Here is an 18,216-nt window from a genome sequence, read left to right as displayed (position 1 = left end):
AAGTCGTGAGCACCGGATCCTCGACCCAGGTGACACGCCGTGGTGTCTTTCCCCGCCTGCGCGACGCCCGCATCCGCGCGAAGCTCGCCCTGATCCTGGTCGTCCCGCTCGTCGCCGTCGTCGCGCTGGCCGCCACGCGCCTGGTCGACGTCGGACAGCGCGCCGCCGAGGCCGGCACGGTCGAGGAACTGACCAAGCTGGAGACCGACGTCTCGGGGCTCACCCAGCTGCTGCACATCGAGCGCATGGAAGCCGCCGCCTACCTCGGCAACCCGAAGGTCAAGCCGGCCGCCTACCAGGCCGCCGTGGGCGCCAGCGACGCGCAGATCCAGGTCTACCGGGCCCACCGGGCCGACATCGAGGACCCGCCGGGCGCCGTCCGCGACCGGCTCGTCCGGATCGACGACCACCTGAACACCATGGACGCCACCCGCACCGCGGTCGGCGACCGGAACGGCATCGCCGTCGCCGAGGCCGTGTCCCGCTACAGCGTGGTGATCACCGACCTGGTCGCCTACGGCGAGGCCCTCAGCCAGTACGCGGGCGACAGCGACGTGGCCGACCGGCTCCGCGCGATCGCGGCGTTCGCGCGGGCCAAGGCCGGCACCGCCGAGCAGGAGGCAGTCTCCTACGCCGCCCGGGTCACCGGCGACCTCAGCCCCGAGCAGCGCACCGCCTTCATCGCTACCCAGACCAGCCAGCAGGAGGCGCTGCTCGCCTTCTCCCTGGTCGCCGACCCGGCCCAGCGTTCCCTGGTGGACAACGTGGTCAGCGGCGACGCGGTCAACCTGGCCGACGGCGTGGCCACCCGGCTCGCCCGGGGCGGCGCCGCCGGTGCTGTCCAGCCCACCGAGATCACCGATTCCTTCGGCGCCGTGGTCGACCTGATGCGCTGGGCCGAGGGGGTGCTCGAGTCCGACGTCGTCGAGCAGGCCTCGGCCGACCGCGACGCCGTCGTACGCCAGGCGGCCATCGAGTCGGCGCTGGTCCTGCTCGTGCTGATCGTGGCGATCGTCCTCGCGGTCATCCTGGCCCGCTCGCTCAACCTGTCGCTGCGCCGCCTGCGCGAGGGCGCGCTCGCGGTGGCCAACCGCGACCTGCCCGACGCGGTGGCCCGGCTGCGCGACGCCCGAAACCTGGGCGAGGGCGGCGCCGACGACATCGTCACCCAGCTGCGCGACCCGATCCAGCTGCCCAACCGCGACGAGATCGGCCAGGTCGCCCAGGCGTTCAACGTGGTCCACCGTGAGGCGGTCCGCATCGCGGCCGAACAGGCGGCGCTGCGCACCAGCGTCTCGACGATGTTCCTCAACCTGGCCCGGCGCAGTCAGTCGCTGGTCGACCGGATGATCGGCGAGCTCGACCAGATCGAGCGCACCGAGGAGGACCCCAAGAGGCTCGCCCAGCTCTTCGAGCTCGACCACCTGGCCACCCGGATGCGCCGCAACGACGAGAACCTGCTGGTGCTGGCCGGCGCCGACTCCAGCGCCCCGCGTCGCGAGGACGCGTTGCTGGTCGACGCGCTGCGCGCCGCCCAGTCCGAGGTCGAGCTGTACAACCGCGTCGAGTTCGGCACGGTCGACACCGACATCTCGATCGCCGCGCTCGCCGTCAACGACGTGGTGCGTCTGGTCGCCGAGCTGCTCGACAACGCCACCCGGTTCTCCCCGCCCAACACGATCGTGGTCGCCGACGGCCGGCGCATCCGCGACTACGTGGTGATCCAGGTGGAGGACCGCGGTCTCGGCATGTCCGAGGAGCAGATGGACCAGCTCAACCGCCGCCTGGCCGAGCCGCCGAGCGTCGACGTGGCCGCCTTCCGGCTGATGGGTCTGGCCGTGGTCGGCCGGCTGGCCGCCCGCTACGGCATCCGCGTCGAGCTGCGGGCCAACATCGAGGGCGGCACGGTCGCCCAGGTGACCCTGCCGAGCAGCATCGTCGTGCTGCCCAGCCGCCGCGTGGACCCGCCGGCCCGGCCGCAGGAGCTGGGCACGGCCCCCTACGGCGGAGGCTGGGACGCCCGGGCGGGCCGGTCGGCCACCGCGACGCTGCCGGCCATCGCTCCCGAGCCGTGGCACGAGCCGACCCCGCAGCCGCAGAGCGCGCACCCGCAGCTGCCGGTCTTCCCGTCGCAGCGTCCTCCGTCCGACCCCCAGACGCAGCCGACGCCGAACCGTCCGCCACTGCCGACCCGGGTGTCCAAGACGATCGACGCCACCCAGTCGGCGCCCCCGATGAACGGCTTCAACGCGCCCACGATGAACGGCTTCAACGCGCCGACGATGAACGGCCTGAGTGCCGCGCCCGCGCCGGCGCCGCCCGAGCCCGTGTCGCCGCCGCCGGCCCCGCCGACCGGCAACTCGTGGGGAGCCGCGCTAGCCGCGATGCCACCGGTACCCCCGCCACCGGTCTCCCCGGCGGCCGAGGCGCGCAACGAATCGCCGATCTTCGTGCAGATGCAGCAGGCCTGGTTCCGCGACCATGAGACCGCGGGCCAGGAGGAGTGGGGGATGCCGACGGCCGGCTACGCCCCGCCGCCGAACGGTTCGCCGGGCCAGACCCAGCAGGCGGCGCCGGTCTCGCCGCCGCCCGCTCCGCCCGCGCCGGCCCCGCCGGCCCCGCCGGCCGCGCCCCCGGTGGCCGCGCCCGCTCCGACAGGTCACAATGGACCGTCTCTGCCCAAGCCGCGCACCGCGGCCGAGGACAAGTGGAGGACGACAGCCGACGAGGGGTGGCAGAAGGCAATGGCAGCGGCCGAGCCCGCCGACGCCGGGACCACCCGGTCCGGCCTCCCCAAACGTGTTCCCCAGGCGCAGCTGGTGCCCGGCGGCGTACAGCCCGGGCCGCGCAACCAGAACAGGCGCAGCCCCGACGAGGTCCGCGGCTTGCTTTCCGCGTACCACCGGGGTGTGCAACGTGGACGGACGGACGGCGTTGCCGAGTCCACCACCCAGGCTAAGGAGAACAGACGGTGACCAGGCCCCCCACCATGCAGGACATGGGCTGGCTGCTCAACAACTTCGCCAACAGCGTCGCCGGCATCGCCCACGTCGTGGCCGTGTCCGCCGACGGGCTGCTGCTGGCGTCGTCCCGCGATCTGCCCGCCGACCGGGCCGACCAGTTGGCCGCCATCACGTCCGGCGTGGTCAGCCTGACCGACGGCGCCTCCCGCATGTTCAACGCGGGCGCGGTCAACCAGACGATCATCGAAATGGACAGCGGATACCTATTCCTCATGTCTATCAGCGACGGATCCTCGATGGCCGTGCTGGCCGCCCGCAGCTGCGACGTCGGCCAGGTCGGTTACGAGATGGCGTTGCTGGTCGAGCGGGTCGGCGCCTCGCTGTCGCCGACGGCTCGCGAAGCAGTCAGTCATTAGTCGCCGGCTCGACGGAAGGGGGTGATCGCGCGATGGGCCAGCCACAGGACCCGAGAGGCAACCTGGTACGCCCGTACGCGGTCACCCGCGGACGCACCGAGCCCCGTCGGGACATCCCGATCGAGGCGGTCCTGGTCGCCAGCCAGGCCGGCCTGCAAGAGTCCCGGTTCGCCGGGCACGACAAATACCGCATCGCCGTGCTGTGCGAGGCGAAGGCGCAATCGCTGGCCGAGCTCTCGGCGCTGACCCGGCTTCCGCTGGGTGTGGCCCGGGTGCTGGTCGCGGACATGGTGGCCGATGGGCTGCTGTCGTTGCACAGCGCCGCTCCCAAAACCGGGTTCACGGAGCGGATGGATCTGCTGGAAAGGGTGTTGAGTGGACTTCGCAAGCTCTGAGCGAGCGGGGGCGCAACCCAGAGAGATCACTTCGGCGAAGATTGTCATCGCCGGGGGCTTCGGCGTGGGCAAGACGACGCTGGTCGGAGCGGTCTCCGAGATCGAGCCACTGACCACCGAGGCCGTGATGACCTCGGCCGGGCAGGGGATCGACGACGCCTCCAAGGTGCCCGGCAAGGGCACCACCACGGTGGCGATGGACTTCGGCCGCATCACGATGGCCGACGACCTGATCCTCTACCTCTTCGGCACCCCCGGACAGACCCGCTTCTGGTTCATGTGGGACGAGCTGATCCGCGGCGCGGTCGGTGCGGCCGTGCTGGTCGACACCCGTCGCATCGCGGACGCGTTCGCCCCGCTCGACTACTTCGAGAACCGCCACCTGCCGTACCTGGTCGCCCTGAACTGCTTCGACGGCGCGCCCCGCTACGAGCCGGACGAGGTTCGCGAGGCGCTGGCCATCCCGGCGCACGTCCCGCTGGTCATGTGCGACGCCCGCCACCGAGACTCGGTCAAGCAGGTGCTGGTGGGCGTCGTGGAACACGCGATGGCAACCCTGGTGGCCGAACAAAGCGGCGGCTACCCCACCCCGGTCGGATAGTTTCCGCGGTGGCCGTGCGCAGGGTCATCTTGAAGATCAAGGGCGAGATGTCGTAGCGGGGTGGTGGGTGCGGATCGCTGCTCCCGCCGAGGGCGCGGGCGGGGTGAGCAGGGCGCTGGCGCGCCCAGGGCGCTCACCCCACCCGCGCGACCTGCGTGAGTGGTTGCGCTCGAAAGGCGGCCGGCCCGCGCGGCCCGCGGTCGAACTGCGCGATGTGCGTCGCGGCTGGATTCGGTGTGTGCGTTTCTGGCCGGTGGCCCGTGAGAGCGGGGCGGTGACGTGTGTCAGCGTGGGGCGGTGAGTGCTGTGAGGGCGGGCGTCCGGTGGGTGGAGGACGTCTGGGGGCGGCGGGTCGTCGGTGTGCACAGGCTCGCCGGTGGGTGGACGTCCACTGTGCTGCGGGTGACGGCCGACGATGGTGAGCGGGCCGTGCTTCGGCTGATGACCAAGGAGCCGTGGCGGCGGCACGGTGCCGAACTGGTGAGGCGTGAGGCGACCGTCCAGAAGCGACTGGAGACGACACCGATCCCCGCGCCCCGGAGCATCGCCGTCGATCTGACCGGGGAGGACGCCGGAGCGCCGGCCCACCTGATGTCCTGGCTGCCCGGGCGGTTGTGTCTCACCTCGGCCGCGGACGACGTGCTGGAGCGCCTCGCGCGGCTCCTGGCCGGCATCCACGAGCTGGGGGCGGGGGACGAGCGGCCGCGGGAGTATCAATCGTGGGCGCCGCCGGGCAAGCGCGTGGTTCCGCCGTGGGCGCGGCAGGCCGGCCTGTGGGAGCGGGCGTTCGAGGTGCTCGAGCAGGCGCCGCCGGCGTACGTGGGCACCTTTCTGCACCGGGACTTCCACCTGGGCAATGTGCTCTGGTCCCAGGGGCGGGTCAGTGGTGTGGTCGACTGGGTCGAGACGTCGTGGGGGCCGGCCGACCTGGACGTCGCGCACGCTGCCACCGGCACCGCGATGCTGCACGGGCCGGAAGCGGCGGCCCGGTTCGTCGCCGCCTGTCGCCGACCGGCCGACGAGGGCCGCTACTGGCAGATCATGGACATCGTCGGCTTCCTGCCGGACCCCGCGAAGGTGGTCCAGCCGTGGCGCGATGCCGGGCTGGACATCGGCGACGACCTCGCCCGGCGGCGGCTCGAGGAGCGGCTCGGCCAGGTGCTCGACGGGCGTACGGCGAAGCTGGATCGGCGTACCTCAAACGGGTAGACGATAGCCGCGCTTGACGACGGTCTGAATCACTCCCGGGGCCGAGAGGCCCGCCCGCAGGCGGGCGACGGCCATCTCGACGGCGTGCTCGTCGGCGCCGCGAGGCAGGGCGTGCAGCAGGGCGGCCCGGGAGAGGACGTGGCCGGGGACGGCGGCCAGAGCCCGCAGGACGGCCATCGGCGCGGGGGCCAGAGGCCGCAGCTCGCCGTCGACGATCGCGGCGTGCCCGCGCAGCGTCAGGGAGTGGCCGGCCACCTCGAGCGAGACCGCGCGCTGGGGGAGCTCGTCGACGATCGTGCGGACCAGCGAGCTCAGCCGGGCCCGGGCCGGGGTGACGACCGGAACGTTGTGGCGCCGCAGCGGACCGGCGGTGACCGGGCCCACGCAGGCGGCCAGGACGTCGTGGCGGAGCGCCTCGAGGACCGCCTCGGCGCCCGGGCCGGCGGTGCGCAGCAGGGCCTGCGCGGCCGGGGCGGCGGTGAAGGTCACCGCGTCCACCAGGCGGGCGGTGATCAGATCGACCAGGCGGTGCAGGGGAGCGGGATCGGTGGGCGGGGCCCAGCGGTAGACCGGGACTTCGATCACGCGGGCGCCGGCCTGTTCGAGCGCCTCGGTGTACTCGGGCTGGCTCTCGCCGTGCAGCTGCATCGCCACGGTCAGCCCGGCGACGCCGCGGGCCCGGAGGTGGTCGACGACCTCCTCGTAGCCTTCGCCCTCGGGCGACCACTGGTCGTGCAGCCCGGCCGAGCGGATCGCGGCGCGTGCCTTGGGTCCCCGTCCGATCAGGTATGCCCGGGCCAGCACGGCCCGCAGCGGCTCGGCCAGCCCCCACCCCTCGGCCGCCTCGAGCCAGCCGCGCATGCCGATGCCGGTGTTGACCAGCACGACGTCGGGCGGGGTGTCCAGGCAGGCCCGGGTGGCCGCCCGGAGCTCGGCGTCGTCGGCGATCGGGACGATGCGCAGGGCGGGCGCCAGCACCACCCGCGCGCCGCGGCTCTCGAGCAGGGTGGCCAGCTCATCGCGCCGGCGGTCGGCCGTGACGCCCACCGTGTAGCCGGAGAGGGACGCGGTCGGCTCGGCCAGACCGGCCGCCGTGATGATCGCCCGGCGCGTTCCCCCCGTACGGTCGCTCATCCGGACCGGGTCTCCGTGCTCGGGAGCCGATCGTTTTTCAGAAGTCGTGGCGCGGCCGTCCGGTCCACCGAAGGGCACGCTCGGAGTCCGCCGTCCTCAGCGTCGACCCGCTCCCATGTCACGCCTGCGTACTCCGCCATACCTCCGGCCGGCGCGCGCCACGACTCCTCTTCGCCGTCCCGGGAAGCCGGTCCGGCGGTCACCGTCAGGTCCGTCCTCAACCCTGACGGTGGCCTTTCCATAGTGCGTCGTCCGCGACCGCTCGGACCGCGCCGGGCCCGCGTCGTCGAGGTGTCAGCACCATTGGCCATGTCCGAAGCGTGCCGGTGAGGAATTTCGCCCCTGCGTCCCGTTTGTTTCGAGCCTGCTAAGAGCTATCGACCTGTGACCTTCGTGACGCCGGGTCCCGGTGTCGGGCGCGCCCGCGGCGGCGGGTATGCTTGCAAGCGGTTATTCTTGGAGGTCGCGTCCGCGCGCTGGGCGAGGCCACCGATCGTGTCGCTTTCCGTGTTGGAGTCGCACGTTGGACCAGCACGTTTTGACCACGCGCCGCGCAGCCGGGTATTGTTGCCTGCTGTTGTGCGACAGCTGCGAGCCCACTCCCCGGGGGTAGGCTCGATGTTCGCGTTCGGCGCGACCAGCGCGCGACCCCAGACCGACGACAAGACAAGGTAATTCTGTGCGTACGTACAGCCCGAAGCCGGGTGAGATCGAGCGTCAGTGGCACATTATCGACGCTTCTGACGTCGTTCTGGGTCGGCTGGCCACCCACACCGCGACCCTCCTGCGCGGAAAGCACAAGCCGACCTTCGCCCCGCATGTCGACACCGGCGACTTTGTGGTGATCATCAATGCCGGCAAGGTCGCCCTGACCGGCAACAAGCGGCAGACCAAGGTGGCGTACCGCCACTCGGGTTACCCGGGCGGTCTCAAGCAGGTCGGTTACGAGGAGCTGCTGAGCAAGCGCCCCGAGAAGGCGATCGAGCTGGCCGTCAAGGGCATGCTCCCGCACAACAAGCTCGCGCGGCAGATCATCAAGAAGCTGAAGGTCTACCCGGGCGCTGAGCACCCGCACGCGGCGCAGCAGCCCCAGCCGTTCGTAATCACCCAGATCGCGCAGTGAGCGCGGGAGAAGGCAGCAGCATGTCCGACGTTATCGAGCCCGAGGTCGTCGAGACCGTCGAGGTGCCCGCTGAGACGGCCGTTGTCGTCGAGACGCCCGCTGAGACGGTCGTTGTCGTCGAGACGCCCGCGCCGGCCCCGGTCCGCGCCCCGCGTCCCGGTGACCGTCCCATCCAGACCGTCGGCCGCCGCAAGGAGGCCATCGTCCGGGTGCGTCTCGTCCCCGGCACCGGCAAGATCACCTGCAACGGCCGCGATCTCGAGGCCTACTTCCCGAGCAAGGTGCACCAGCAGCTCATCCGTGAGCCGTTCGTGACCGCCGAGAAGGACGAGCAGTTCGACGTCATCGCCAACCTGCGCGGCGGCGGCATCACCGGTCAGGCCGGCGCGCTGCGCCTCGGCATCGCGCGGGCGCTCATCACCAACGAGCCCGACGACCGTCCCGCCCTCAAGAAGGCCGGCTTCCTCACCCGCGACGCCCGCGTCAAGGAGAGCAAGAAGTACGGTCTCAAGAAGGCCCGCAAGGCTCCGCAGTACTCGAAGCGCTGATTTTGCGCCGAGTCTGACACGGCCGGGTTGCGCCCCCCTGGTTTTCTCGAGGGGGCCGGCCCGGCCGTTTTGCGTTCCCCTCCCTTCTCAACGCACCCGGCTTGGCCTCTCCCTCAGGGGTGATTCCGGGGAAAGGAAGCCTCTATGGGGCGTCTGTTCGGCACCGACGGCGTACGCGGACTCGCGAATGGCGATCTCACCCCGGAACTGGCACTCAGTGTCGCCGTCGCGGCAGCGCGCGTGCTGGTCGAGAGCGACAGCAGCCATCAGCCCCTGGCCATCGTCGGGCGGGACCCGCGGGCCAGCGGCGAAATGCTCGAGGCGGCCGTGGTCGCCGGGCTCACCAGCGCCGGGGCGAACGTGGTGCGGGTCGGCGTGCTGCCCACCCCCGCGGTCGCCTTCCTGGTCGGCCAGACCAACGCCGACCTCGGCGTGATGCTGTCGGCCTCGCACAACCCGATGCCCGACAACGGGATCAAGCTCTTCGCCGCCGGCGGCTCCAAGCTGCCGGACGAGCTCGAGGAACGCATCGAGCAGGCCGTCAAGGACGGGCACGGGCTGGTCGGCCGCCCGACCGGCGCGGCCATCGGGCGGGTGCACGATCTGCTCGACGGGGCTGAGCACTATGTGAAGCACCTGGTCGGGTCCGTCCCGAACCGGCTCGACGGCATCAAGGTCGTGGTCGACTGCGCGAACGGCGCGGCCAGCGAGGTCGCCCCGGTCGCCTACGAGGAGGCCGGAGCCGAGGTCATCGCGATCCACGCCGACCCGGACGGCCTGAACATCAACGAGGAGTGCGGCTCGACCCACCTCGACAAGGTGCGGGACGCCGTGCTGGCCGAGGGGGCCGACCTGGGCCTCGCCCACGACGGCGACGCGGACCGCTGCCTGGCTGTCACGGCCGCGGGCGAGATCGTGGACGGCGACCAGATCATGGCGATCCTGGCCCTGGCGATGCGCGACGCCGGGACGCTGACCGACGACACGCTGGTCGCGACCGTCATGAGCAACCTGGGCCTGCGGATCGCCATGAAGCAGTCCGGCATCAAACTGCTCGAGACCAAGGTCGGCGACCGATACGTGCTGGAGGAGCTGGCCGCGGGTGGGTTCGCGCTGGGCGGCGAGCAGAGCGGGCACATCGTGATGCCGGCGTTCGCCACCACCGGCGACGGCGTGCTGACCGGCCTGCACCTGATGGCTCACCTGGCGTCGACCGGCAAGTCGCTGGCCGACCTGGCGTCCGTGCTGCACACGCTGCCGCAGGTGCTGATCAACGTCCGGGTCGGCGACCGCGCGGCCGGAGCGGCGGCCCCCGCCGTGCAGGCCGCCGTGGCGCTGGCCGAGAACGAGCTGGGCGAGACCGGTCGGGTGCTGCTGCGCCCGTCGGGCACCGAGCCTCTCGTCCGGGTGATGGTCGAGGCGGCCACCGAGGAGCACGCTCGCGAGGTCGCCGAGCGGATCGCCGAAGAGGTCCGGTCGGCCAGCCCGGTCTGACCCTGTTCGCAGCGCGGGCCGGTCCTGTCGGGCCGGCCCGTTCTCCATGCCGGCCGGTCCTGCCGAGCTGGCCCGTTCTCCATGGCGGCCGGTCCCGCGGGGCCGGCCTTTCGCAGCGCGGGCCGTTCGCTAGCCGCGGTCGAGCTTGGCCAGCCGTTGCGCGGCCTCGTCGATCACGGACTCGCGCTTGCAGAAGGCGAAGCGGATGAGGTGGCGCCCCGCGGCCCGGTCGTCGTAGAAGACCTGCGTGGGCACGGCGACCACACCGCAGCGCCCGGGCAGCTCGCGGCAGAACTCGATGCCGTCGGTCCCGCCCAGCGGCGTGATGTCGGCCGTCACGAAGTACGTGCCCTCGGAGGGCTGCACCGCGAACCCGGCCTCGACCAGCCCGGCGGTCAGGTGGTCGCGGCGGGCCTGGAGCTGGTCCCGGAAGCCGGTGAAGTAGTCGTCGCCGAGCCCGAGCGCGACGGCCACGGCCGGCTGCAGCGGGCCGGCGTTCACGAAGGTCAGGAACTGCTTCACCCTCGTCAGCGCGGACACCAGCCGCGCGGGCCCGGTCGCCCAGCCGACCTTCCAGCCCGTGCACGAGAACGTCTTGCCGGCCGACGAGATGCGCAGCGTGCGCTCGCGCATGCCCGGCAGGCTCGCGAGCGGCACGTGCGGCTCGGCGGCGTCGGTGAAGACCAGGTGCTCATAGACCTCGTCGGTCACGGCGTAGGTGTCGTGCTCCCGGCACAGCTCGGCGATCAGGGCCAGCTCGGCCGCCGTGAACACCTTGCCGGTGGGGTTGTGCGGCGAGTTGAGCAGCACCAGACGGGTGCGCGGGCCGAACGCCGCACGCAACCGCTCCTCGTCGAAGCCGTAGCGGCCGTCGGCGCCCGGACGCAGCGTGACCGGCCGGCGGACGGCGCCGGCCAGGGTGATCGAGGCGGCGTACGAGTCGTAGTAGGGCTCGAACGTGACGACCTCGTCGCCGGGCTCGCACAGGGCGAGGATCGCCGCGGCGATCGCCTCGGTCGCCCCGGCGGTGACGACGACCTCGCTGTCCGGGTCGCGCTCGAGCCGCCAGAAGCGCTGTTCGTGCGCGGCGACGGCCGCCCGCAGCGCGGGGATGCCGGGGAGCGGCGGGTACTGGTTGGCGCCCTCCCGCAGGGCCCGCGCGGCGGCGTCCAGCATCTCGGCCGGGCCGTCGGTGTCCGGGAAGCCCTGGCCCAGGTTGATCGAGCCGGTGCGGGTGGCCAGCGCGGACATCTCCGTGAAAATGGTTGTGCCGAACGGGCGCATCCGTTCGACCAGCGGGTCGCTCGTCAAGGTCGGTAGTCCTTCTGCTCGGCCGCTCGTCTGTCGGATCGCCCGCTCGCGCTCATGCCGCTCGCGCTCCCTCGCTGAGGTTCCCTCGCTGGGGTTCCCTCGGTGGGGCTCCCTCGGTGGGGCTCATTCGATGTGCTCATTTGATGCGCTTATTCGATGGCGAAGTGGGTGCAGGTGGCCGTGGCGACGGTGCTCGCGCTCGACGTGCGCTGCTTCACCTCGGCGCCGTCGACCAGAGCCCGGCAACTGATCGTCTCCTCCGACGTGCCGACCCGCATCGCGACGACCGACACCAGCGCCGGCGTCTCCATCTTGGTCGTGAACTTCCACGGCAGATCGACATTCTGCAGGCGCTTGGGCGCGTCGCCGAGCTTCTCCACGTAGAGGATCTGCGAGGCCTGGCCCTCACCGCTCACCTCGTACGTCACCGAGATCGTCCGACCGTCGAGGCCGGGCGCGGCCGGCAGGCTGGGCAGGTCGGTGGGCAGGTCGGGCAGGTCGGTGGGCAGGCCGGGCCCGTCGGTCGGCAGGTCGGGCAGCTGCGGCGCGGCCGACGGCAGGTCGGGGAGCTGGTCGACCGCCCGCTCGGCCCGGTCGGCCACGTTGCGCGCGATGAGCACCCCCGCGGTCGCGACGCCGCCACAGAGCAGGAGCGTGACCGCCACGATCACCGCGATGATCGGCAGTTTGCTCTTGCGCGGCGGCGGGCCCGACGGCCCCGGGTAGGACGGCTGAGGATGCCCGGGAGCACCGAAGGGTGGCGGACCGTATCCCGGCGGGGCGTACTGCGGTGGCGGGGCGTACTGCGCCGGTGGGCCGTACTGCGCCGGTGGGCCGTACTGCGGCGAGGGCGCGTACGTCTCGGGGAATTGATCCGTCGGGGTGGCCGGGAACTCCGCCGTCGGCGGATAGTCCGGGTTCGGCGGCTGGGGCAGCGACGCGTATCCGGGCGCGAAGGTCGGCGGATACGGCGGGCCGGAGGCCGGGTGGCCGGGAACGGTCGGCTCAGAGGTGCCGTCCGGCTGCCGATTGTCGGGCTGTTTGCTCACCATGTCTCCCGGTGCGAGCGCGCTGTCGTCGCGCGGTAGCCGACGGTACGCCAATGACGCCAGTCGTTGGAGGGCGCCGTAGGCCTTTCGGTCCGTTCTGCGCAGACCGAGTGCTCAAAAGGGTGCTTCTCGCGCATGACGGATGAGCGGTCGTGGGCTAGAGTCTCCGCCATGTGTGGCATCGTGGGGTACGTCGGCGGTCGTCCGGCGCTCAGCATCGTTCTTGACGGACTGCGCCGGCTGGAATACCGCGGGTACGACTCCGCCGGTGTCGCTGTCGTCGACGACGGCGTTCTGCTGACCGAGAAGAAGGCCGGCAAGCTCGCCAATCTGGAGAAGGCTCTCGCCGAGGCCGCGGATCCCGCCATCGCCGGTGGGCTCACCGGCATCGGCCACACGCGCTGGGCGACGCACGGCGGTCCGACCGACCGCAATGCGCACCCGCACGTCTCGCGGGACGGCCGGGTCGCGGTCATCCACAACGGCATCATCGAGAACTTCGCCCGCCTGCGGGCCGAGCTCGAGGCGACCGGGGTGGAGTTCGCCAGCGACACCGACACCGAGTGCGCCGCCCACCTGCTCTCCGCCGAGGTGCGGGCGTTGCGCGAGGCGGGCCACGCCGAGGGGCCGGAGCTGCTGGCCGAGGGCATGCGCCGGACGGTGCGCCGGCTCGAGGGCGCCTTCACCCTGCTCGCCATCGACGTCGAGGTGCCCGACGCGGTCGTGGCCGCCCGCCGCAACTCGCCGCTGGTCGTGGGCCGCGGCGACGGTGAGAACTTCCTGGCCAGCGACGTGTCGGCGTTCATCGAGTACACCCGTGAGGCGATCGAGCTGGGCCAGGACCAGGTCGTCCTGATCACGCCGGCCGGCATCGAGATCACCGGTTTCGACGGCTCGGTGCAGAAGGGCACCGAGTTCCACATCGACTGGGACGCCTCGGCCGCCGAGAAGGGCGGCTACGACTACTTCATGCTCAAGGAGATCGCCGAGCAGCCGCAGGCCATCGCCGACACGCTGCTGGGCCGGCTCTCCGACCGGGGCGAGATCATCCTCGACGAGGTGCGGCTCACCGATCAGGACCTGCGCGACGTCGACAAGATCTTCATCATCGCCTGCGGCACGTCCTACAACGCGGGCATGGTCGCCAAGTACGCCATCGAGCACTGGGTGCGCCTCCCGTGCGAGGTCGAGCTGGCCAGCGAGTTCCGTTACCGCGACCCGATCCTCGACCGCTCGACGCTGGTGATCGTGATCAGTCAGTCCGGCGAGACGATGGACACGCTGATGGCGCTGCGCCACGCCAAGGAGCAGAAGGCCCGCGTGCTGGCGATCTGCAACACCAACGGCTCGACGATCCCCCGCGAGTCGGACGCGGTGCTCTACACCCACGGCGGCCCCGAGATCGCGGTGGCGTCGACCAAGGCGTTCCTCACCCAGCTGGTCGCCTGCTATCTCATCGGCCTGCACCTGGCCCAGATCCGCGGCGTCATGTACGCCGACGAGGTCGCGGCCGTGGTCGAGAAGCTGCAGACCACCCCGGACAGCCTGCGCCGGCTGCTCGGCTCGATGGAGGAAGTACGCGCCCTCGGCCGTGACCTGAAGACCGCCTCGACGGTGCTCTTCATCGGCCGGCACGTCGGCTATCCGGTGGCGCTGGAGGGCGCGCTCAAGCTCAAGGAGCTCGCCTACATGCACGCCGAGGGCTTCGCCGCCGGTGAGCTCAAGCACGGTCCGATCGCCCTGATCGACGAGGGCACCCCGGTGGTGTGCGTGGTGCCCTCGCCGGCCGGCCGCGGCGTCATGCGCGACAAGGTCGTCTCGAACATCCAGGAGGTCCGGGCCCGTGGCGCCCGCACCATCGTGATCGCCGAGGAGGGCGATGACAGCGTCGCCGCCTACGCCGACCACCTGATCCCGGTGCCGGCCACGCCGACCCTGCTGGCGCCGCTGATGACCACCGTGCCGCTGCAGATCCTCGCCTGTGAGATCGCCTCGGCCCGGGGCCACGACGTCGACCAGCCCCGCAACCTGGCGAAGTCGGTCACCGTCGAGTAGTTCCCGCCTGTCCGGCCGCCGGCCGTCATCGCACCGGCTCGGTGCGGTGGCGGCCGGTGCCGTCATCGGGCTGCTCCGGTCGTGATGGCGGCCAGGGTGTCGAGGGACGGGCTGCCGTTGTCCCAGTAGCCGACGTGGCCACCACCCGGCGCGCTCGCGAACACCCGGGCCCCGAACGCCGGATCGCTCGGGTTGTGACCGAACCACAGATCGCGCTCGGGCCGCCCGAAGGCGAGCCACGGACCGGCCACCGGCACGCTGCCGGCCGTCACGAGGTCGCGCACGAGCCCGCCCGGCGCGACCGCCGCGTACTGGATGACGTCGCCGCGCGAGGTGCTCGACCACACGTCGCCCGGCGGCACCCGCAACTCCCGCGCCGAGTCGACGCCGACCCCGGGCGAACCCACGAAGACCACGCCGTCGGCCTCGAACCCCGTCGCCGCGGCCTGGCCGACCACCAGCGACCCGTAGCTGTGGCCGAGCACGACCTGCCGTGCGGGCGGACCCTCGTGCCCGGCCCGCAGACCCTCCTGGAACTGGCGCAGCGCGGGCGCCGCGGCCTCGGCCCGGCGGGCGCTCGCCGCCTCGTCGACGAAGTCGGGCGCGTCGTAGTCGAGCCACAGGATCGCGCTGGTGGCCGACCGTGGGGTGAGCTCGGCCGCGCGGACGGCGACCCGCTCGGCCCGGGCCAGCTCACCGCCGAACGAGGCGAGGTCGGCGGTCATCCCGGGCACGTGGGTCAGCACCTTGTCGGACCGGTCGGGGTCGCCCAGGGCCACCACCGCCCGCCCCTCCGCGCCGGTGTCGAGGCTGAGCAGATAGGCGCGCGGGCCGTTCTCGTCGGCCAGCCGGTCGCTCAGCCGGGCGAGCCCGTCGCGGACGTCGCGCAGCCGGTCGCGCTCGCGCCCGGTGGCGCCGGCCACGGCCCGGTCGATCTCGGCGCGCCGATCGTCGAGCAGCAGGCGGTTGGCCACGTCGCGGTCGGCCACCGGCAGCCCGTCGAGCCGGGCCAGCCAGACCGCCTCGGTCGTCAGCAGCCAGGCGCGCTCCTCGGCGGCGAGCCCGTCCCACCACCGGCGCACCCCGGCCGGCGAGGTGGCGCAGTCGGGCCGGCCGGGACCGGGCGGCCGGGCCGGGACCTCGATCGCCCGGGTCAGCCGCTCCAGTCGCACGGTGGCCTCGGCATCGGCCCGGGCCGCCACGAGCAGGGCGGCCGAGAAGTCGCCGTTGTCGTCGCGACCGGGCGCCCCGGCGGCGAGAGCGCGGGTCAGCAGCGCCCGCGCCCGGGTCAGCGTCGCAGCGAACTCACTGGTCACCTGGTCGGCGACCCAGCAGTGCAGCCGGAACAGGGTGAGCCGCCGCCGCGACTCGTCGAGCCGGCGCGCGGCCGCCGTGGCCGCCGCGCCTCGCCAGACCTCGCCCAGGGCGGCGACCCGGAGCCCGACCTCGGCGGCCAGCCGACCGGCCAGCGTGGCCCAGCGGCGCCAGGAGAGGGCGAGCTCGCGCCACCGCGCCGGGTCGGTGACGCGCAGGCGCTCGTGGACGGCGGTGGTCATCGGCTCAGCCGCAGGCGGGTGGCGGCGCGGGCGTCGGCCAGCTCGTAGGCGGCGCCGGCCTCGTCGACGCGGCGGGCCGTCTCGTCGACGTCGGCGCCGATCAGCGCGAGCAGGCCACGGGCGGCGTCACCGGCCAGCTGGGCCGCGTCGGTGGCGGCCCAGCGCGGGGTCCGCGGGACCGGCGGCTCGCCGGCGGCCGCGGCAGTCACCCGGTCACCGGTGGCGGCCATCTCTGAGGCCGCGCGTCGCAGCGCCTCGGCGTCGACTTCGAGCTCGGGGTTCATCGGCAACCTCCTGGGTCCGGCGTGGGATGCGCTGACGTTAGGGCGTGCGGCCCGGCCGTGGCCGGGCCTGTGGACGAGGGGTGAGTGGTCGTCCACAGGCCGGGTCCGCCGCTCGGCCGGATGGTAGGAGGCGTCTACCGATAAAGTTGGGCCGTGATCGTGGCTGTCGGCATCGATGTGGTCCTGGTCGAGCGCTTCGCTCGCGCCCTCGACCGGACACCGTCGCTGGCGGTCCGGCTCTTCACCGAGGGCGAGCGGCTGACCGTCTCCGGAAACCCGCGGTCGGCCGAGTCGCTGGCGGCACGCTTCGCGGCCAAGGAGGCGGTGGCCAAGGCGCTCGGCGCGCCCGCGGGCATGCTCTGGCACGACTGCGAGATCGTCGCCGATCCGGACGGCCGCCCCTGGCTCACGGTCTCCGGTACTGTCGCCGCCGTCGCGACCGAGCGCGGGGTCAACCGATGGCATCTCTCGCTCTCGCACGACGGCGGCATCGCCTCGGCGATGGTGGTCGCGGAGTCCTGACCGGCGCCGCCGCGAAAATGTCGCAGGGGTGCGCTAGAACGGTCGGCATCGTCTCAACAGGAGCTGGAGGACCGATGCGGCAGGCTTGGCGGGTCGCGGACGTGCGCGCGGCCGAACGATCCCTGATGGCCACGCTGCCCGAGGGCACGCTCATGCAGCGGGCGGCCGCCGGGCTGGCCCGGCGATGTGTCCTGCTGCTGGACGACGGCGGCGGCGTCTACGGCGCCCGCGTGCTGCTGCTGGTGGGCAGCGGTGACAACGGGGGCGACACGCTCTATGCCGGCGCGCTCCTGGCCCGGCGCGGCGCTCAGGTGCGGGCGCTGCTGATGAGTCCCGAGCGAGTTCACCTCGCCGGTCTGCGGGCCCTGCGCGCGGCCGGCGGTTTCACCGTGCGCGACCTGCCGGAGCGGGCCGATCTGGTGCTCGACGGCATCGTCGGCATCGGCGCGAGCGGCGGACTGCGCCCGCCCGCCGTGGCCGTGGCCGACCGGCTGAGTGCCCTGCGCGGGCGATCGGGCGCGCGCGCCGTGGTCGTCGCGGTGGACGTGCCCAGCGGCGTGGCCGTCGACACCGGCGATGTGCCGGGCGACGCGGTCGGCGCCGATGTCACCGTCACCTTCGGCTGCCTCAAGCCCGCGCACGTGGTCGGGCCGGCCGCCGTGCGGTGCGGTCACGTCGAGCTGGTCGACATCGGGCTCGGGCCGGTCCTGCGTTCCGGCCCGGCAGCGTCCGTGCCCGACGCCGGCGACGTCGCCGGCTGGTGGCCGCGTCCCGGCCCGGCCTCCGACAAGTACACCCGTGGCGTGGTCGGCATCGCGACCGGCTCGGCCACCTATCCGGGCGCCGCGCTGCTCGGGGTGAGCGGCGCGCTCGCGGGCCCGACGGGCATGGTCCGCTACGCGGGCAGCGCCTACGAGGACGTCGTCCGCGCGCACCCGTCGGTCGTGGCCGTGCCCAGGGTCGCCGACGCCGGCCGGGTGCAGGCCTGGGTGTGCGGCTCGGGGCTCGGCACCGACGACGAGGCCCGCACCACGCTGCGCAGCGTGCTGGCCACGCCGCTGCCGGTGCTCCTCGACGCCGACGCGCTGACCCTGCTGGTCGACGGCAGGCACGCCGACGACCTGCGCCGTGACGCCCCGGTGGTGATCACCCCGCACGACGGCGAGTTCAAGCGCTTGGCCGGCGAGGCGCCCGGCGCCGACCGCGTCGGCGCCGCCCTCAAGCTGGCCTCCTGGACGAACGCGGTGGTGCTGCTCAAGGGCGACCGGACGATCGTGGCCACCCCGGCCGGCGCGGTGTGGGTCAACCCGACCGGCACGTCCGCGCTGGCCACGGCGGGCAGCGGTGATGTGCTGGCCGGTCTGCTCGGGTCGTTGCTGGCCGGCGGGCTGCCGCCCGAGCGGGCCGCCGTCGCCGCGGCGTACGCCCACGGGCTGGCCGGCCGCCGGGCCGCGGAGGACGGCCCGGTCACCGCCCCCGACATCGCCGCCGCGCTCCGAGCGACGGTCCGCGACCTCCACGGAGCTGCCGAAACAGCAGTGTCATACGGGTAAGTA

16 protein-coding genes are annotated in these 18,216 nt (G+C 72.9%); 11 read left to right on the top strand and 5 right to left on the bottom strand.

Going from position 1 to position 18,216, the window contains the following annotated elements; translation table 11 throughout:
• Positions 1–5: 5 nt before the first annotated feature.
• The 5 genes from HJC40_RS13365 (at position 6) to HJC40_RS13345 (ending at position 5,584) form a co-directional block, all read left to right on the top strand.
• The gene (locus HJC40_RS13365; protein ID WP_250001304.1) at positions 6–2,975 is read left to right on the top strand and encodes a nitrate- and nitrite sensing domain-containing protein; all 2,970 of its coding nucleotides are present in this window, start codon (positions 6–8) and stop codon (positions 2,973–2,975) included.
• Positions 2,972–3,379 carry a roadblock/LC7 domain-containing protein gene (locus tag HJC40_RS13360; RefSeq protein ID WP_250001302.1) on the top strand — a complete coding sequence of 136 codons (408 nt, stop codon included), beginning with the start codon at positions 2,972–2,974 and terminating at the stop codon, positions 3,377–3,379. Before HJC40_RS13365 ends, HJC40_RS13360 begins: the two co-directional genes overlap by 4 nt.
• Positions 3,380–3,411: 32 nt before the next feature.
• Positions 3,412–3,774 carry a DUF742 domain-containing protein gene (locus HJC40_RS13355; protein WP_250001301.1) on the top strand — a complete coding sequence of 121 codons (363 nt, stop codon included), beginning with the start codon at positions 3,412–3,414 and terminating at the stop codon, positions 3,772–3,774.
• Positions 3,755–4,375, top strand: coding sequence for an ATP/GTP-binding protein (locus tag HJC40_RS13350; RefSeq protein ID WP_250001299.1), 621 nt, complete (start codon positions 3,755–3,757; stop codon positions 4,373–4,375). The genes HJC40_RS13355 and HJC40_RS13350 overlap by 20 nt, the downstream gene beginning before the upstream one ends.
• Before the next feature lie 297 nt (positions 4,376–4,672).
• Positions 4,673–5,584: an aminoglycoside phosphotransferase family protein gene (locus HJC40_RS13345; RefSeq protein WP_250001298.1), complete on the top strand. Its 912-nt coding sequence runs from the start codon at positions 4,673–4,675 to the stop codon at positions 5,582–5,584.
• Here HJC40_RS13345 and HJC40_RS13340 read toward each other — a convergent pair.
• The gene (locus HJC40_RS13340) at positions 5,573–6,718 is read right to left on the bottom strand and encodes a uroporphyrinogen-III synthase (protein ID WP_250001296.1); all 1,146 of its coding nucleotides are present in this window, start codon (positions 6,716–6,718) and stop codon (positions 5,573–5,575) included. The genes HJC40_RS13345 and HJC40_RS13340 overlap by 12 nt on opposite strands.
• Before the next feature lie 679 nt (positions 6,719–7,397).
• Between HJC40_RS13340 and rplM the strand changes: the two genes are divergently transcribed.
• The 3 genes from rplM (at position 7,398) to glmM (ending at position 9,883) form a co-directional block, all read left to right on the top strand.
• Positions 7,398–7,841 (top strand): 50S ribosomal protein L13, encoded by a 444-nt coding sequence (gene rplM / locus HJC40_RS13335; protein WP_250001294.1) that lies wholly within the window; start codon positions 7,398–7,400, stop codon positions 7,839–7,841.
• 20 nt (positions 7,842–7,861) lie between these two features.
• A complete protein-coding gene (gene rpsI / locus HJC40_RS13330) occupies positions 7,862–8,389 on the top strand; it encodes a 30S ribosomal protein S9 (protein WP_284043051.1) in 528 nt (175 codons plus the stop codon).
• A 144-nt stretch (positions 8,390–8,533) separates the two neighbouring features.
• Positions 8,534–9,883: a phosphoglucosamine mutase gene (gene glmM, locus HJC40_RS13325; RefSeq protein ID WP_250001292.1), complete on the top strand. Its 1,350-nt coding sequence runs from the start codon at positions 8,534–8,536 to the stop codon at positions 9,881–9,883.
• 129 nt (positions 9,884–10,012) lie between these two features.
• On the opposite strand, the gene HJC40_RS13320 is transcribed toward glmM, so the two are convergent.
• Positions 10,013–11,194 carry a pyridoxal phosphate-dependent aminotransferase gene (locus HJC40_RS13320; RefSeq protein ID WP_284043050.1) on the bottom strand — a complete coding sequence of 394 codons (1,182 nt, stop codon included), beginning with the start codon at positions 11,192–11,194 and terminating at the stop codon, positions 10,013–10,015.
• Between the two features lie 149 nt (positions 11,195–11,343).
• Complete coding sequence (locus HJC40_RS13315) at positions 11,344–12,243, bottom strand: MmpS family transport accessory protein (protein WP_250001291.1); 900 nt, start codon at positions 12,241–12,243, stop codon at positions 11,344–11,346.
• A 171-nt stretch (positions 12,244–12,414) separates the two neighbouring features.
• Between HJC40_RS13315 and glmS the strand changes: the two genes are divergently transcribed.
• Positions 12,415–14,298, top strand: coding sequence for a glutamine--fructose-6-phosphate transaminase (isomerizing) (glmS, locus tag HJC40_RS13310; RefSeq protein ID WP_250001289.1), 1,884 nt, complete (start codon positions 12,415–12,417; stop codon positions 14,296–14,298).
• A 62-nt stretch (positions 14,299–14,360) separates the two neighbouring features.
• Here glmS and HJC40_RS13305 read toward each other — a convergent pair whose 3' ends face one another.
• Together HJC40_RS13305 and HJC40_RS13300 are read right to left on the bottom strand one after the other, a co-directional pair.
• Positions 14,361–15,854, bottom strand: a complete 1,494-nt coding sequence (locus HJC40_RS13305; protein WP_250001288.1) for an alpha/beta hydrolase — start codon at positions 15,852–15,854, stop codon at positions 14,361–14,363.
• On the bottom strand, positions 15,851–16,138 hold the full coding sequence (locus HJC40_RS13300) for a hypothetical protein (RefSeq protein WP_250001286.1): 288 nt from the start codon (positions 16,136–16,138) through the stop codon (positions 15,851–15,853). The genes HJC40_RS13305 and HJC40_RS13300 overlap by 4 nt, the downstream gene beginning before the upstream one ends.
• A gap of 153 nt (positions 16,139–16,291) precedes the next feature.
• Here HJC40_RS13300 and HJC40_RS13295 point away from each other — a divergent pair, with 153 nt between their 5' ends.
• Together HJC40_RS13295 and HJC40_RS13290 are read left to right on the top strand one after the other, a co-directional pair.
• Positions 16,292–16,660, top strand: coding sequence for a holo-ACP synthase (locus tag HJC40_RS13295; protein WP_250001285.1), 369 nt, complete (start codon positions 16,292–16,294; stop codon positions 16,658–16,660).
• A 74-nt stretch (positions 16,661–16,734) separates the two neighbouring features.
• Complete coding sequence (locus HJC40_RS13290; RefSeq protein WP_250001283.1) at positions 16,735–18,213, top strand: NAD(P)H-hydrate dehydratase; 1,479 nt, start codon at positions 16,735–16,737, stop codon at positions 18,211–18,213.
• The last annotated feature ends 3 nt before the right edge of the window (positions 18,214–18,216 follow it).

Origin of the sequence: Actinoplanes sp. M2I2 (assembly GCF_023544445.1) — a bacterium.
Classification (GTDB): Bacteria; Actinomycetota; Actinomycetes; order Mycobacteriales; family Micromonosporaceae; genus Actinoplanes.
Note: the sequence above shows the minus strand (reverse complement) of the source record. Positions and strands in the feature narration are given on the sequence as shown.

Coding starts and splice junctions, on each gene's coding strand:
- HJC40_RS13300 (WP_250001286.1), bottom strand. CDS start 16,138: ATGAACCCCGAGCTCGAAGTCGACGCCGAGGCGCTGCGACGCGCGGCC.
- glmM (WP_250001292.1), top strand. CDS start 8,534: ATGGGGCGTCTGTTCGGCACCGACGGCGTACGCGGACTCGCGAATGGC.
- HJC40_RS13290 (WP_250001283.1), top strand. CDS start 16,735: ATGCGGCAGGCTTGGCGGGTCGCGGACGTGCGCGCGGCCGAACGATCC.
- HJC40_RS13355 (WP_250001301.1), top strand. CDS start 3,412: ATGGGCCAGCCACAGGACCCGAGAGGCAACCTGGTACGCCCGTACGCG.
- HJC40_RS13340 (WP_250001296.1), bottom strand. CDS start 6,718: ATGAGCGACCGTACGGGGGGAACGCGCCGGGCGATCATCACGGCGGCC.
- rpsI (WP_284043051.1), top strand. CDS start 7,862: ATGTCCGACGTTATCGAGCCCGAGGTCGTCGAGACCGTCGAGGTGCCC.
- glmS (WP_250001289.1), top strand. CDS start 12,415: ATGTGTGGCATCGTGGGGTACGTCGGCGGTCGTCCGGCGCTCAGCATC.
- HJC40_RS13305 (WP_250001288.1), bottom strand. CDS start 15,854: ATGACCACCGCCGTCCACGAGCGCCTGCGCGTCACCGACCCGGCGCGG.